Origin of the sequence: Caldimonas sp. KR1-144, assembly GCF_049446155.1 — a bacterium.
GTDB lineage: Bacteria > Pseudomonadota > Gammaproteobacteria > Burkholderiales > Burkholderiaceae_C > Rivibacter.
Genome location: NZ_JBMSEE010000009.1, coordinates 219,803 through 234,041, shown reverse-complemented (window position 1 = coordinate 234,041; position 14,239 = coordinate 219,803). Strand labels below are relative to the sequence as shown.

At 69.5% G+C, this 14,239-nt stretch carries 12 protein-coding genes; 4 read left to right on the top strand and 8 right to left on the bottom strand.

Going from position 1 to position 14,239, the window contains the following annotated elements; all coding sequences use genetic code 11:
• Positions 1-319: 319 nt before the first annotated feature.
• The 4 genes from ACO2TI_RS19990 to ACO2TI_RS19975 form a co-directional block, all read right to left on the bottom strand.
• On the bottom strand, positions 320-1,120 hold the full coding sequence (locus ACO2TI_RS19990; RefSeq protein ID WP_423286936.1) for a DUF4399 domain-containing protein: 801 nt from the start codon (positions 1,118-1,120) through the stop codon (positions 320-322).
• 108 nt (positions 1,121-1,228) lie between these two features.
• Positions 1,229-1,792, bottom strand: a complete 564-nt coding sequence (locus tag ACO2TI_RS19985) for a YceI family protein (RefSeq protein ID WP_423286935.1) — start codon at positions 1,790-1,792, stop codon at positions 1,229-1,231.
• 50 nt (positions 1,793-1,842) lie between these two features.
• Positions 1,843-2,421, bottom strand: a complete 579-nt coding sequence (locus tag ACO2TI_RS19980; protein WP_423286934.1) for a YceI family protein — start codon at positions 2,419-2,421, stop codon at positions 1,843-1,845.
• Between the two features lie 32 nt (positions 2,422-2,453).
• Complete coding sequence (locus ACO2TI_RS19975) at positions 2,454-3,044, bottom strand: cytochrome b (RefSeq protein ID WP_423286933.1); 591 nt, start codon at positions 3,042-3,044, stop codon at positions 2,454-2,456.
• A gap of 134 nt (positions 3,045-3,178) precedes the next feature.
• Here ACO2TI_RS19975 and ACO2TI_RS19970 point away from each other — a divergent pair, with 134 nt between their 5' ends.
• Positions 3,179-4,273 (top strand): phospholipase A, encoded by a 1,095-nt coding sequence (locus tag ACO2TI_RS19970; RefSeq protein ID WP_423286932.1) that lies wholly within the window; start codon positions 3,179-3,181, stop codon positions 4,271-4,273.
• Here ACO2TI_RS19970 and ACO2TI_RS19965 read toward each other — a convergent pair whose 3' ends face one another.
• Positions 4,274-5,140 (bottom strand): DUF4743 domain-containing protein, encoded by an 867-nt coding sequence (locus tag ACO2TI_RS19965; protein WP_423286931.1) that lies wholly within the window; start codon positions 5,138-5,140, stop codon positions 4,274-4,276.
• Positions 5,141-5,150: 10 nt separating this feature from the next.
• The gene (locus ACO2TI_RS19960) at positions 5,151-8,720 is read right to left on the bottom strand and encodes an indolepyruvate ferredoxin oxidoreductase family protein (protein ID WP_423286930.1); all 3,570 of its coding nucleotides are present in this window, start codon (positions 8,718-8,720) and stop codon (positions 5,151-5,153) included.
• A gap of 229 nt (positions 8,721-8,949) precedes the next feature.
• Between ACO2TI_RS19960 and ACO2TI_RS19955 the strand changes: the two genes are divergently transcribed.
• The 3 genes from ACO2TI_RS19955 to ACO2TI_RS19945 all read left to right on the top strand — a co-directional run bounded on the left by ACO2TI_RS19955 (position 8,950) and on the right by ACO2TI_RS19945 (position 11,104).
• On the top strand, positions 8,950-9,501 hold the full coding sequence (locus tag ACO2TI_RS19955; RefSeq protein WP_423286929.1) for an Lrp/AsnC family transcriptional regulator: 552 nt from the start codon (positions 8,950-8,952) through the stop codon (positions 9,499-9,501).
• A 104-nt stretch (positions 9,502-9,605) separates the two neighbouring features.
• Positions 9,606-10,403 (top strand): hypothetical protein, encoded by a 798-nt coding sequence (locus ACO2TI_RS19950; protein ID WP_423286928.1) that lies wholly within the window; start codon positions 9,606-9,608, stop codon positions 10,401-10,403.
• 122 nt (positions 10,404-10,525) lie between these two features.
• Positions 10,526-11,104: a hypothetical protein gene (locus ACO2TI_RS19945; protein WP_423286927.1), complete on the top strand. Its 579-nt coding sequence runs from the start codon at positions 10,526-10,528 to the stop codon at positions 11,102-11,104.
• A 235-nt stretch (positions 11,105-11,339) separates the two neighbouring features.
• Here the strand turns inward: ACO2TI_RS19945 and ACO2TI_RS19940 are convergent, their stop codons facing one another.
• Both ACO2TI_RS19940 and ACO2TI_RS19935 read right to left on the bottom strand, forming a co-directional pair.
• Positions 11,340-11,807 carry a DUF1854 domain-containing protein gene (locus ACO2TI_RS19940; protein ID WP_423286926.1) on the bottom strand — a complete coding sequence of 156 codons (468 nt, stop codon included), beginning with the start codon at positions 11,805-11,807 and terminating at the stop codon, positions 11,340-11,342.
• Between the two features lie 8 nt (positions 11,808-11,815).
• Positions 11,816-14,113, bottom strand: coding sequence for an ABC transporter ATP-binding protein (locus ACO2TI_RS19935; RefSeq protein ID WP_423286925.1), 2,298 nt, complete (start codon positions 14,111-14,113; stop codon positions 11,816-11,818).
• Positions 14,114-14,239 lie beyond the last annotated feature (126 nt).

The window sequence follows — 14,239 nt, the reverse complement described above, 5'->3', positions numbered from 1 at the left end:
GCTCCCAAGCGGCCGAGGGCCCCCCCTTTGGGGGGGCAGCGAACGCAGTGAGCGTGGGGGCTCGGCGCCACGAGGCCAGCGCCGGGCCGCTCCCAAGCGGCCGAGGGCCCCCTCGGGGGGCAGCGAACGCAGTGAGCGTGGGGGCTCGGCGCCACGAGGCCAGCGCCGGGCCGCTCCCAAGCGGCCGAGGGCCCCCTCGGGGGGGCAGCGAACGCAGTGAGCGTGGGGGCTCGGCGCCACGAGGCCAGCGCCGGGCCGCTCCCAAGCGGCCGAGGGCCCCCTCGGGGGGCAGCGAACGCAGTGAGCGTGGGGGCTCGGCTTACTTGCGCGACACCTTCACGGCGATCGGCTCGCTCGCGGCCATCACGTCGTTCGGCGCGGCGTTGCGCACCAGCTCGAGCCGCAGGCGGTAGTCGCCCGGCGGCGGGTTGAGCCAGACCTGGGTCAGGCCGTTCGACAGCGGCACCAGCTCGGGCGCCGCGCCGGCACGCTCGGCGACGAGGCGAAAGTGCCCGACGCCGGCGTCCTTGACGTCCACATGGCCGACGTTGAGGCCCGAGGCGTGCATCTGCACCAGGAAGGGCGGCTGCAGCGTCTCGCCGGCGCGCGGCGCGAGCAGCGCGACGCCGGGCTTGACCAGGCTCCTCGGATCGACGTCGTCGTTCTTCTTCGTGACCGTCACGGTCATCGGCTTGCTGTAGATGAAGAACGGGATGTGCTTGTGGTCGGCCAGCAGCAACCGCAAGGTGTAGGTGCCGGGCTTGAAGCTCAGCACCGTTTCCATCTGGCCCTTGCCGAAGTGGACGTACTGGTCGTTGAACGGCAGCGGCTTGGTGAAGTCGAGCGGCAGGTCGCGGTTGACCAGCAGATGGTGGTGGCCGGTCTTGGGCACGTCCTTGACGATCGGCGAGAGCCCATAGCGCGACAGGCCGAACTTCAGCACGAACGGCGTCTCGATGCGGTCACCGTCCTTGAGGTTGGTGAAGTAGGTGGCCGGCTGCTCGGTGCGCAGCGGCATCGTGACCCAGGGGTGCTGCGCGTCGGGCGCGTTCGTGGCCGCCGACGGGGCGGCGCCGGCCAGCGCGAGCGCGGCCAGGGCAAGGGCGTGGCGGATCGGCATACGGCTCGTCGGTCCGTGGCGGAGCGCGCAGCTTACCCGGCCCACCATGAAAAACGCCCCGCTCAAGCGGGGCGTTGCACGACGGTTTGCGCGCTGGCGCTCAGGCGCTTACTGCTTGACCGCTTCGACCTGGATCAGCAGGCGCACGTTGTCGGGGATGCCCGGCAGGCCGTAGGCCATGCCCCACTGGCTGCGCTGGATCGTGGTCTCGAAATCGCCGCCGCAGACCTCGCGCTTGAGCATCGGGTTCTGGTAGCAGTTGAAGTTGCTGGCCTTGAGCGTGACCGGCTGGCTCTTGCCGAGCATCGTCAGCGTGCCGCTGACTTCGGTGACCTTGTCGCCGCTGAACACGAGCTTGTCGCCGACGAACTTTGCGGTCGGGAATTCGGTCGCGTTGAAGAAGTCCTTGCTCGACAGGTGCTTGTCCAGCGGCGCGACGCCGGTGCTCACCGAGGTGGTGTCGATCGTCACCTCGACCTTGCCGGTCTTGGCGGCGCGGTCGAACTGCACCGTGCCTTCCTTCTTGTCGAAGCGCCCGCGCAGCGTCGAGGTGCCGAAGTGCTGCGCCTCGAAGGTCGCGAAGGTGTGCGTCGGGTCGATCGCATAGGTGTTGGCCTGGGCGCCGAAGGCGGCCGCGGCGAAGGCGAACGCGGCGAGGGACTGCTTGAACATCGAACGGATCTCCGTGGTTGGAACGGTGGGGGATGGAACGGGGTGAAGGCTCACAGCGGCGCGATGCCGGTGAGCACGAGCTTGAACTTGACCTGCACGTCGTTGGCGACCATGGACGTGTCGGTCCACTCGCCCTCGCCGATCTTGAAGTCCAGGCGCTTGATCGCGAACGCGCCGGTCGCGGTGCTGGTGGCGCCGGACTGCGCCAGCGTCACCGGCACGGTCACGTCCTTGGCGGCGCCCTTGATACCGAGCTTGCCGGCGACCTCGAACTTGCCGCCGCCCAGTGCCTTGATCGACGTCGACTGGAAGGTGGCCTGCGGGAACTTGGCGGTGTTGAACCACGGCGCCTTGGGCAGCTCGGCGTCGCTCTCCGGGTTGCCCATCGTCGCGCTGGCGATGTCGATCGTGAACGCGACCTTGCCGGCCTCGGGCTTCTTGGGGTCGAGCGAGACCTGGGCGTCGAACTTGCGGAACTTGCCGTCGACCGGCACGCCCATCTGCTTGATCGAGAAGCTCACGTCGCTTTGTGCGGGCACGAGCCTGGCGGCGGTCTGGGCGCCGGCCGGGGTCGCGGCCAGGAGGCCGGCGGCGGCGAGGGCGAGCAAGGCGGTGGAAAGCGTCTTCATGCGCAGTGGTTTCTCGGTTTCGAAGCTCGGGTTCATGCGCGCCCCAGGCCCATGCGGGCGAGCAGGCCGTCGCGATCGACGAAGTGGTGCTTGAGCGCGGCCGCCACATGCAGCACGACCAGCGTCAGCAGCGTGTAGGCGGCAACGGCATGCCAGGGCTTGATCAGCTTGGCCAGCGCCTCGTCCTTGGGCACGAAGTCCGGCAGCGGCAGCACGCCGAACCAGACGATCGGAAAACCGGCCGCCGAGCTGTAGGCCCAGCCCACCAGCGGCACGATGAAAAACAGCGCGTACATCGCGACATGCGTCCATTCGGCGGCGCGCATCTGCCACGACGGCGTGCCGATCTGCACGCGCTGCGAGTAGGCGGGCGGGCGATGCGTCAGGCGCCAGGCCAGGCGCGCGATCGACAGCGCCAGGATCGTGACGCCGGCCCACTTGTGCCAGTTGTAGAACTTGAGCCGCTGCGGCGAGAACGGCAGGTCGCTCATGTACCAGCCGAACGCCATGCTGCCCAGGATCATGACCGCCAGCAGCCAGTGCAGGGCGATCGCCGTCGGGCTGTAGCGGTTGGCTGGGTGGGCCGCCGGGCGGGCGGCCGAAGCAAGGGCAGTCACGTGCATGAGCGTTCTTCTGTGGATGCCGCACTGTATTGAACGGTCGCGGCCCGAAAGTTCACGGCCCTTGACGCTTTGGTGCAAAAAACTTGAAACGCCTTCCTTCGCTCGACACGCGAAGCGCCCGCTACGATCGGCCAATGCCTTGTTGGTTCCACGATTCGCAGGTGCGCGTCGCGGCCGGCATCGCCATGGCGCTGCAAGCGGCCGTGGCGCAGGCCGACCCGCTGGCCGATTGCGCCGCGATCGCCGACGACCGCGAGCGCCTGGTCTGCTACGACGCGCTGGCCGGGCGCGACCGCGCGCGCTCGCCGACCGTGGTTGCGCCCGCGGCGCCCGCCGGCCGCACGCCCGATGTGCTGCTGCCCGAGTCGCCGCCGGCCGGCCAGGGCCTGGTCGGCCCGCCCGCGCCGTTGCCGAGCTTCCTGTCGCGCTTCTGGGAGCTCGACGCGGCCGACAAGCGCGGCGCGCTCAACTTCAACGGCTACCGCGCGAACTACGTCCTGCCGATCCACTACGCGAGCCGCATCAACGCCTCGCCCTACAGCCCGACGCAGCCGGCCGGCGAGACGCCCGAGCCCTTCCAGCGCACCGAGGCCAAGTTCCAGATCTCGCTGCGCAGCAAGCTGTGGGAGGGGCTGCTGCTGCCGGGTGCCGACCTGTGGGGCCTGTACACGCAGCAATCGATGTGGCAAGTCTGGAACGGCGACTACTCGGCGCCGTTTCGCAACACCGACTACGAGCCCGAACTGATGTACATGGTGCCGACGCCGCCGACGCTGCAGCCGCTGCCCTTCGGCTGGCGCTGGCGCTATGCGCAACTCGGCTACGCGCACCAGTCGAACGGCCAGACCGATCCGCTGTCGCGCAGCTGGAACCGTCTTTACGTCGGTGCGGGCTTCGAGCGCGAGGACGTCTCGCTGATGCTCAAGCTCAACCGCCGCCTGCCCGATCACGACGACAACAACCCCGACCTCACGTCCTTTCGCGGCAACGGAGAGCTGCAGCTCGGCTGGACGCCAGGGCGCGCGACCGCGCTGCTGCAGTGGCGCTTCAATCCCAAGGACTGGTCGCGCGGTTCGTGGCAGATCGACTGGAGCTATCCGCTTGCATTCGAGCCGGCACGTGCGATGCGCTGGTACGTGCAGTACTTCAACGGCTATGCGGAGTCGCTGCTCGACTACAACGTCAGGCACTGGAGCCTGGGGCTCGGGGTGGCGCTGATCGAGTTCTGATCAGGCGGCGGCCCACAGATGGGCCGCACGCCGCGCCAAGGCCTCGTGTTCGTGCGGCGAAAGCAGGCGCTGCCTCAGCGCGAAATCCAGCGTCACGAGCGCCGCGTCGACGGTCATCTCGCCGCATGCCGCGTGCTCGATGGCTTCATCAACCGTGGCCAGCCACAGCTGTGCCACCTCGCCGTCGCGGTTGAAGGGCTGCACGAAGGCCGGCAGGCGCAGGTCGAAGGCGTGCAGGTGCTCGTGCTGCAGGCCGAGGCCGGCGCAGTCGGGCAGGGCACGGTGCAGCGCGATCACGCGCCCCGGCACGGCCCGCGCGGTCACGTCGCTCGCCAGGCCGGCTTCCTCGTCGCCCTCGCGCAGCAGCGTCTCGCGCGGCGTTTGCCCGTGCGGCACGCCGCCGCCGATCAGGTTGTCGAGCAGGCCGGGGTCGGTCGGCTTGGTCCACGCGCGCCGCGCGATCCACAGGTGCGTGGGCTTGCCGTCGCGGCCGGCGACGTAGCCGTTGGCATGCGCGCCCAGTGTCAGCGTGCCCCAGAAGCGCGACGCGGCTCGCTCGATCAGCGCCAGCGCTTCGCCGCCGGGCGCGGCGAGCACGGGATAGGTCTCGTCGCGCCAGCCCGAGATCAACTCGCGCTCGCGCAGCGCGGCATTGATGTCGTGCAGTGCGGCGCTGCGCGACGCGAGGTCGCCCAGTGCCGCGTCCAGCTCGATGCGCGTGCCGTCGATCGACAGCGGCGCGCCGAGTGCGAGCAGCGCCTCGGCGCCGTCCTCGGCGACGGAGCCGACTTCGAGGCCGCCGACGACGAACGGGATGCGCCGCAGCGGCTGGGCGCGCGCTTCGTCGATCGCGGCCCAGCGGTGCATGAAGAACCGATCAGGCCGCGGCGCGCTGCACCGCCTGGCCGCGCCACTGCGCCATCAGGCCGTCCCACTTCGCACGCGCGGCGTGGAGGTGGCGCTCCTTCACGTGGCCGAAGCCGCGGATCTCTTCCGGAATGCGCGCGATCTCGATCGCCAGCGAAAGCTTCGTCGCGTTCAGCGAGCCGATGAGCTCCTCGATGCAGGCACGGTACTCGCCGATCAGCGCGCGCTCGGTTCTGCGCTCCTCGGTGCGGCCGAAGGGATCGAGCGCGGTGCCGCGCAGGCCCTTCATCCGGGCCAGCAGCTTGAACGCGGTGCGCATCCAGGGGCCGAACGGGCGCTTGATGAGCTCGCCGCGCTCGTTGCGCTTCGCGACCATCGGCGGCGCGAGGTGGTGCACGATCTTGATGTCGCCTTCGAACATCGATGCGATCCTGTCGGTGAACGCGGTGTCGGTGTGCAGGCGCGCGACCTCGTATTCGTCCTTGTAGGCCATCAGCTTGAAGAGATAGCGCGCGACGGCCTCGGTCAGCCTGGTCGAGCCCAGCGGCGCTTCGGCGGCCTTCACCTTCTCGACGAAGTCGGCGTAGGTCTTCGCGTAGGCCGCGTCCTGGTAGCCCGTGAGGAACTCGACGCGCTTGCCGATCACCTCGGCCAGGCCGGGCTTGCGCACCAGCTGGATCACCTGCGCCGCCTGGTAGAGCGACTTCACCGCGGCGAGGTCGTGCGCGCAGCGACGGCCCCATTCGAACGCGGCCTTGTTGTTCTCGACCTGCACGCCGTTGAGCTCGATCGCGCGCATCAACGCGGCGTGCGACAGCGGCACGCGGCCCTTCTGCCATGCATAGCCCAGCATCAGCGGGTTGGTGTAGATCGAGTCGCCGACCAGCTGCACCGCCACTTCCTCGGCGTCGAACGAGCCGATCAGGCCCGCGCCCACCGCGGCCTGGATCGCGGCCTCGCAGCTGCCCGAGGGGAACTGCCAGTCGGGGTTGGTGACGAAGGCCGCGGTCGGCGTGCCGTGCGAGTTCAGCGCCACGAAGGTGCGGCCCGGCTGCATCGCGGACAGCGTCGTCTTGTTGGCGGTGACGATGGGGTCGCAGCCGATGATGAGGTCGGCCTTGGCGGTGTCGACCTTGGTGGTGTGGATGGCCTCCGGCCGGTTGGCGATCTGGATGTGGCTCCACGTCGCGCCGCCCTTTTGCGCCAGGCCGCCGGCGTCTTGCGTCACCACGCCCTTGCCTTCGAGGTGCGCGGCCATGCCCAGCAGCTGGCCGATCGTGATCACGCCGGTGCCGCCGACGCCGCCGACCACGATGCCCCAGGCGTTCTCGGCCAGCGGCAGCGCCGGCTCGGGGATCGGGGGCAGCGTCGACAGGTCGCCCTTCTTCTCCTTCTTGGGCTTCTTGAGCTGGCCGCCTTCGACGGTGACGAAGCTCGGGCAGAAGCCCTTCAGGCAGCTGTAGTCCTTGTTGCAGGTGTTCTGGTTGATGCGGCGCTTGCGGCCGAACTCGGTCTCGACCGGCTCGACCGACAGGCAGTTGCTCTGCACCGAGCAGTCGCCGCAGCCTTCGCAGACCAGCTCGTTGATCACGACGCGCTTCTCGGGATCGGCCAGCGTGCCGCGCTTGCGGCGGCGGCGCTTCTCGGTCGCGCAGGTCTGGTCGTAGATGATGATCGTCGTGCCCTTGAGCTCGCGGAACTCGCGCTGGATGCGGTCGAGCTCGTCGCGGTGGTGCACGGTCACGCCGGGCTCGAGCGTCACGCCGTCGTACTTGGCGGGCTCGTCGGTCACGATCACCAGCTTGGCCACGCCCTCGGACACCAGGCTCTTCATGATCTGCAGCACCGAGTGGCCTTCCGGGCGCTCGCCGACCTGCTGGCCGCCGGTCATCGCGACCGCGTCGTTGTAGAGGACCTTGTAGGTGATGTTCACGCCGGCCGCGATGCTCTGGCGGATCGCCAGCAGGCCCGAGTGGAAGTAGGTGCCGTCGCCGAGGTTGGCGAAGATGTGCTGTTCGTTGGTGAACGGCGCCTGGCCGACCCAGGGCACGCCTTCGCCGCCCATCTGCGTGAAGGTGGTGGTGCTGCGGTCCATCCACACCGTCATGTAGTGGCAGCCGATGCCGGCCACCGCGCGCGAGCCCTCGGGCACGCGGGTGCTGGTGTTGTGCGGGCAGCCCGAGCAGAACCACGGCGCGCGATCGCCGGTGTCGCTCTTGAGTTCGAGCAGCGCGCGCTCGCGCGCCTCGATGATGGCGATGCGCGCGTCCATCTTCGCGGCGATCTCGCTGCCGGCGGGCGCCAGCCCCATCTTCTTCAGCCGCTTGGCGATGGCCTTGGCGATGATGGCAGGCGTCAGGTCGGCCTTGGCGCGCAGCAGCCAGTTCTCGCTCGGGTTGCTGCGGCTCCATTCGCCGCCGCTCTGGTCGCCCTCGGGCTCGTCGAACTTGCCGAGCACGTTGGGGCGCACGTCGGGGCGCCAGTTGTAGAGCTCTTCCTTGAGCTGGTACTCGATGACCTGGCGCTTCTCCTCGACGACCAGGATCTCCTGCAGCCCTTGCGCGAACTCGCGCGTGATCGTGGCCTCCAGCGGCCACACGACGTTGACCTTGTGCAGGCGGATGCCGAGCGCGCGGCAGGTGTCGTCGTCCAGGCCCAGGTCGGCCAGCGCCTGGCGCGTGTCGTTGAAGGCCTTGCCGCTGGCGATGATGCCGAAGCGGTCGTTCGCGGTCGCGATGACGTTGTGGTTGAGCTTGTTCGCGCGCACGTAGGCGAGCGCGGCGTACCACTTGTAGTCCATCAGCCGCGCTTCCTGCTCCAGCGGCGGATCGGGCCAGCGGATGTGCAGGCCGCCCGGCGGCATTTCAAAGTCCTCCGGCAGCACGATCTTCACGCGGTCGGGGTCGACCGAGATCGACGACGAGGACTCCACCACCTCCTGGATCGTCTTCATGCCGGTCCACACGCCGGAGAAGCGGCTCATCGCGAAGGCGTGCAGGCCCATGTCGAGGATGTCCTGCACGTTCGACGGGAAGAACACCGGCAGGCCGCAGGCCTTGAAGATGTGGTCGCTCTGGTGCGCCGCGGTCGAGCTCTTGGAGACGTGGTCGTCGCCGGCGATCGCGATCACGCCGCCGTGCTTGGCGGTGCCGGCCATGTTGGCGTGCTTGAAGACATCCGAGCAGCGGTCCACGCCCGGGCCCTTGCCGTACCAGATGCCGAACACGCCGTCGAACTTCTTGCTCTGCGGGAACAGGTCGAGCTGCTGCGTGCCCCATACCGCGGTCGCGCCCAGCTCCTCGTTGACACCCGGCTGGAACACCACGTTGTTGGCCGCCAGGTGCTTCTTCGCCGCCCACAGCGCCTGGTCATAGCCGCCCAGCGGCGAGCCGCGGTAGCCGCTGATGAAGCCGGCGGTGTTGAGGCCGGCCATCGCGTCGCGCTTGCGCTGCAGCATCGGCAGGCGCACCAGGGCCTGCACGCCGCTCATGAAGGCGCGGCCGGACTCGAGCGCGTACTTGTCGTCGAGCGAAACGGTTTCGAGTGCGCGGCGGATGTGCTCGGGCAGCGGGGCGTTCATTGCGGGGGTCTCCAGCGAGGAAATGGGGTCGCCCGCAGCTCGCGCGCTTGTGGCGCGCTCGATGCGAGCGGTGCTCCGATGGGATTGCGAGGCAGTGTAGGCAAACGGGCTGCGGAAGTCCTTTCTTTGTGTGCCCGGAATTGGCACTCCTTGGCAATAATCTTTCGTCGGATCGCCATTGGAGATGCAAGTGCCATCGCGAAATGCAAGATCAGGGAAAACGCGTAGCTTGCCGCGAGCCACCGCGGGCACCGCGCCGGCCCAGGGCGCCGAGGGCGACGAGGCCTTCGCGCACGGCGCCGAGCTCGACCGCTACGACATCGCCATCCTGTCGGCGCTGCAGCAGGACGCGCGCTTGTCCAACGCCGAGCTGGCCAGCCGCATCGGCCTGTCGCCGGCACCCACCTGGCGGCGCGTCAAGTGGCTCGAGCAACAGGGCTTCATCGTCGGCTACCGCGCCGAACTCGACCGCCGCCGCATCGGCCTGGGCGTGCTGGCCTTCGTGCGCGTGGATGCCGAGCGCAACACCGCGCACGCCACGCGCCAGCTCGAGGACGCCATCCGCGGCCTGCCGGAAGTGATCGCCTGCCACTACATCAGCGGCTCGGGCACCTTCGAGCTGCAGGTGATGGCGACCGACCTCGACGCCTTCTCCAAGTTCTCGCTCGAGACGCTGCTGGCGCTGCCCAACGTGAAGGACATCCATACCAGCTTCTCGCTCGGCGAGGTGAAGGCGGGCGGGGCGTTGCCGCTGGGGCATCTTTCGACGCGCATGCGGTGACGGGCTCGCCGCCGCGCGGTCCTTCCGCGGCAGGGTGGCAGCCGGACAGCGGCCGCCTAACATCGCCGCGCCGGCATCGGCCGGGTCACTCAGGGAGAGAGGACATGACGAGTTTCAGCGCGCGCCGGCAGGCGCGCCGTGCAGTGTTCAAGGCCATCGCCTGCGCGGCGATCGCGATCGGCCTCGCGCCTGCCGCGCAGGCGCAGGAGCGGCTGGACTATGCGGTCCTGTCGCTGGTCGGCGACCAGATCGGCGTGGTCGGCTACAACCCGGCGATCGGCAGCAACTTGAACCGCCACAGCCGCCGCCAGGTCGACCTGCAGGACGACTCGCTCGACCGCGCGGCGCTGATCGCCGTGCACGAGGCCGTCAAACGCAGCGAGCCGGATGCCGAGCTGGCACTGCTCAAGTCGCGCAATCCCGCGCACTTCAAGTTCGAAGATCACGATTTCGACTCGCTTCGACAGCCCGGCGGATTGATCGAGGCCCTGAAGCCGCTGGTACAGCAGACGAACGCGAAGCGCCTGGTGCTGGTGACCAAGTACCGCGCCGAGATCACGCTGGCAGTCATGGACGGCGGCCTGCACCGGCCTGGCAAGCTCTATGGTCCCGGCTTCTATCTCGATCGCGCGACACCCATGCTGGCGCGCAATTCCGGCGAGTCGAGCATCGGCTTCGTCGCGCCCTTTGCCTACCTGCGTGTCAGCGTGATCGACGTGCCGACCATGGCGATGATCTCGACCGCAACGGCCACCGAGTCGATGCTGGTCACGGTCGCGAACAAGCGCGACGCCGTCGACCCCTGGGACGCGCTGGACTCCGCGGAAAAGGTCCGGTACCTGCAGGAAGCGATCCGCGTCGGCGTCGACTCGGCCCTCGAACGGCAGAAGCCGGTGCGCTGAGCACTTTCCTGCGACCGGCCTCGGCAAATGCGACGGCGGCTGCCGGCCGTGCGCCGATGCCGCGCAGGGCGGCGGCTTTCCAGAATCGATGGACCGACAACCATCGACTACGGAGCCTCGCCATGTCCCTGCTGCGCCGCCTGTTCGTGCCCCTGCACGAGATCAAGGCCGAACTGACCGCCCGCTTCGACGAGGAACTGCGGCCGGAGATCGACGCGGTCGTGCATGGCATCGACGCCGTGCTCGAGCATCCGCATCGGCTCGAAGAGCTGCGCGAACGCGCGAACCTGTTGCGGCATGCGGCCACGCGCGTGCAGCGTCACCGCGCCGAGTCCCTGGTGCACTGGCTCGAACGGCGTGCGCACCATCAGGTGCACAAGGCCCTGAGCCTGTCGATCTACGGCGCACTGGCCGGTGCGGTGGCGCTGCTGGCCCTGCACGGCCTGGTGGGCGACGTGGCGCGCACGGGCTTTGCCGCGGCCGCATGGCTGGGCGGCCTGAGTGCGCTCGTCAGCCTGTCGGTGCAGTGGTACGGCTGGCCCGAGGCGCCGGGGACCTTGTCCGATCCCGGCAAGGAGGCCGACTGGCTGCTCGGCGTGCTGGCGCGCCGCGCCTGGCAGGTCAATGCGGCGATCGCGGCCGCGCTGGCCTCGACCGTGGCGCTGGCGGTCGGCGCCTGCGCCTGGGTCAACGGGGCCTGATCCGCAAGGGCGAGAACCGTCGCTGCCGGCCCGGGCCGGTACAGCTCAACGATTGTGCGCGACGCACGAGATGCACGAGCAACCGGGAGCTTGCGCGGATCCGGCTTTGCCGGTCCGCAGCAAGGGCCAGGCGCGAGACGCGGCTGGCGTTCGTGCCGTCCAAGTCGACGCAGGTCGACTTGGAGCCGCGGCACTCACCCCCCATGGGGGCAGCGAACGCAGTGAGCGTGGGGGCTCAAAGAAAGCGCTCGAGCAGCTTCTTCGAATGGCGGTCCAGCGTGAGCAGGTCGGGCACCTCGAACTGCAGGCCTTGCGCGTCGGCGATCAGCAGCCGCCCGCCGCCGAGCCGGCGGATGTCTTCCTCGCCCTTGAGCACCAGGCTCGCGGCGCCGCGGTCGGTGTCGACCTGCCAGGTGCTGGGCGTCGAGAAGGTCGAGACGCTGCGCAGCCGCGTGATGCGCGGCGTGAACTCGCGCACCGCGAGCTCCTCGCCGATCAGCGCGCGCATCGGCTCGGGCAGCGCGTCGAGCCGCGCGATCCACGCCAGCTCGCGGCCTTCGGCGCTCACCAGCGACAGGCCATCGTCCGGCGCCAGCAGCGGGAAGGCACGCACCGGCACCACGCCTTCGTGGGCGCTGCCGTCGGCCGCGGTCAGCACGAGGCGGCCGAAGGCGTTGCGTTCGAGCTTGAAGTCGGGGGCCATCGAGGAACTCATTGCGCAGCGTGCACCGCGTCGTGGGCGGCGAGCGCGTTCGCGACGTTGGCCGCGACGACGGCCGGACGCCGGTCTTCGTCGTCGTCGGCCTCGACGCGCCGCGCCTGCGCGTCGTAGAGGCGGAAGTAGGCGCCCTGGCGCGCCATCAGCTCGTCGTGCGGGCCGACCTCGACGACGCGACCGCGGTCCATCACGACCAGCCGGTCGGCGCGGCGCAATGTCGAGAGGCGGTGCGCGATCGCGATCGTCGTGCGGCCCTGCACCAGGTTGTCGAGCGCCTTCTGGATTTCCTTCTCGGTCTCGGTGTCGACGCTCGAGGTGGCCTCGTCGAGGATCAGGATGCGCGGGTCGATCAGCAGCGCGCGCGCGATCGAGATGCGCTGGCGCTCGCCGCCGGAGAGGCCCTGGCCGCGCTCGCCGACCAGCGAGTCGTAGCCGTGCGGCAGGCGCAGGATGAACTCGTGCGCATGCGCGGCGCGCGCGGCGGCGACGATCTCCTCGCGCGTCGCGTGCGGCTTGCCGTAGGCGATGTTCTCGGCCACCGTGCCGAAGAACAGGAAGGGCTCCTGCAGCACCAGGCCGATGTGTCGCCGGTAGTCGGCCACGCGCACCGAGCGCAGGTCGAGGCCGTCGACGAAGATCGCGCCGTCGGTCACGTCGTAGAAGCGGCAGATCAGGTTGACCAGCGTGCTCTTGCCCGATCCGCTGTGGCCGACCAGGCCGATCATCTCGCCCGGCCTGATCTCGAGATCGAGCCCGCGGATCACGCTGCGGTTGCCGTAGCGAAAGCCGATGCCACGCATCTCGATGCGGCCGGTGGGCCGCTCGAAGGGCACCGGCTGCGCGGGATCGGGCACGTTGGAGACGTGGTCGAGGATGTCGAAGATGCGCTTGGCGCCGGCCGCGGCCTTCTGCGTGACCGAGACGATGCGGCTCATCGAATCCAGCCGCGTGTAGAAGCGGCCGATGTAGGCGATGAAGGCGGTCAGCACGCCGACCGTGATCTTGCCGCGGCTCACGAGCCAGATGCCGAAGGCCCACACGACCAGCAGGCCGACGTCGGTCAGCAGCGAGACGGTCGGCGTGAAGAGACTCCAGGTCTTGTTGAGCTTGTCGTTGACCGCGAGGTTGAGCTTGTTGGCCTCGCGGAAACGCCGCGCCTCGCGGCCTTCCTGCGCGAACGCCTTGACGACGCGGATGCCGGGAATCGTGTCGGCCAGCACGTTGGTCACGTCGCCCCAGACGCGGTCGATCTTCTCGAAGCCGGTGCGCAGCTTGTCGCGCACGACGTGGATCATCCAGGCGATGAAGGGCAGCGGCAGCAGCGTCACCAGCGCCAGCCACGGGTTGATCGAGAACAGGATGACCGAGGTCATCGCGATCATCAGCACGTCGGTCGCGAAATCGAGCGCGTGCAGCGACAGGAACACCGAGATGCGGTCGGTCTCGCTGCCGATGCGCGCCATCAGGTCGCCGGTGCGCTTGCTACCGAAGTAGTCGAGCGAGAGCTGCAGCAGGTGCTCGAAGGCGGCGGTGCGCAAGTCGGCGGCGATGCGCTCGGACACCAGCGCGAGCAGCCAGGTGCGCGCCCAGCCCAGCCCCCACGCGAACAGCGCCGCGCCGAGCAGGCCGCCGAGCAGCATGAGCACGTAGCGCGGGTCGATCTGCTGGCCGTTCTGGAACGGGATCAGCACCTCGTCCATCAGCGGGATCGTGAGGTAGGGCGGCACCAGCGTCGCGCCGGTGGACGCGAGCGTGAGCAGGAAGCCGCCCAGCAGCTGCTTTTGGTAAGGGCGTGCAAAACGCCACAACCGAAGCAACACCCAGGTCGACGGCGGCGCGGTCGATTCGGCCGCGAAGTCGGTCGGCTCCTCGTCGGGTTCGGCCTCGGCGGCCGCGCCGCCGGCGCCCAGCGCGGCGATGCGCCGCTCGAAGGCCGCGACCAGCTTGATCGCCTGCGGATCGACGCCCAGCGTGAAATGCCAATCGGCCAGCCTGCCGTTCGCGTCGTGCAGTTCCAGCGTCGCGACGCCGGCATGGTCGCCGTGGCGCAGCGCCAGGCCCTCGCGCAGCGGCCAGGCGCGCCAGGCGCCGCCTTCGCCGTCGCGCGCCAGCAGGCGCCGATCGGTCAGGACCACCAGGCCGGGCGCGAAGCGCAGGGCGCGGTCCAGGTCAACCGTCAGGCTCGCGACAACGTTCTCGTCGCCAGCGAGTTGTGCGTGCAGCTCGTCGCCTGGAGCACCGGCAAGGCTGTCGGGGGTCGAGGCGGGAGCGGGCTGCAAGGCGGGTGACATCCAGGTTCGTCGGGGCGCGAGATTCTCGCCGAAGCGGGCCATCGCCACGGCCCGCCGCCCGCGTCGGCCGCTGCGGGCGGCGCACAATCACGCATCGGCCATGGCGCCCGGGGGGCGCAACCAGCA

Coding starts and splice junctions, on each gene's coding strand:
- ACO2TI_RS19990 (WP_423286936.1), bottom strand. CDS start 1,120: ATGCCGATCCGCCACGCCCTTGCCCTGGCCGCGCTCGCGCTGGCCGGC.
- ACO2TI_RS19985 (WP_423286935.1), bottom strand. CDS start 1,792: ATGTTCAAGCAGTCCCTCGCCGCGTTCGCCTTCGCCGCGGCCGCCTTC.
- ACO2TI_RS19980 (WP_423286934.1), bottom strand. CDS start 2,421: ATGAAGACGCTTTCCACCGCCTTGCTCGCCCTCGCCGCCGCCGGCCTC.
- ACO2TI_RS19975 (WP_423286933.1), bottom strand. CDS start 3,044: ATGCACGTGACTGCCCTTGCTTCGGCCGCCCGCCCGGCGGCCCACCCA.
- ACO2TI_RS19970 (WP_423286932.1), top strand. CDS start 3,179: ATGCCTTGTTGGTTCCACGATTCGCAGGTGCGCGTCGCGGCCGGCATC.
- ACO2TI_RS19965 (WP_423286931.1), bottom strand. CDS start 5,140: ATGCACCGCTGGGCCGCGATCGACGAAGCGCGCGCCCAGCCGCTGCGG.
- ACO2TI_RS19960 (WP_423286930.1), bottom strand. CDS start 8,720: ATGAACGCCCCGCTGCCCGAGCACATCCGCCGCGCACTCGAAACCGTT.
- ACO2TI_RS19950 (WP_423286928.1), top strand. CDS start 9,606: ATGACGAGTTTCAGCGCGCGCCGGCAGGCGCGCCGTGCAGTGTTCAAG.
- ACO2TI_RS19945 (WP_423286927.1), top strand. CDS start 10,526: ATGTCCCTGCTGCGCCGCCTGTTCGTGCCCCTGCACGAGATCAAGGCC.
- ACO2TI_RS19940 (WP_423286926.1), bottom strand. CDS start 11,807: ATGGCCCCCGACTTCAAGCTCGAACGCAACGCCTTCGGCCGCCTCGTG.
- ACO2TI_RS19935 (WP_423286925.1), bottom strand. CDS start 14,113: ATGTCACCCGCCTTGCAGCCCGCTCCCGCCTCGACCCCCGACAGCCTT.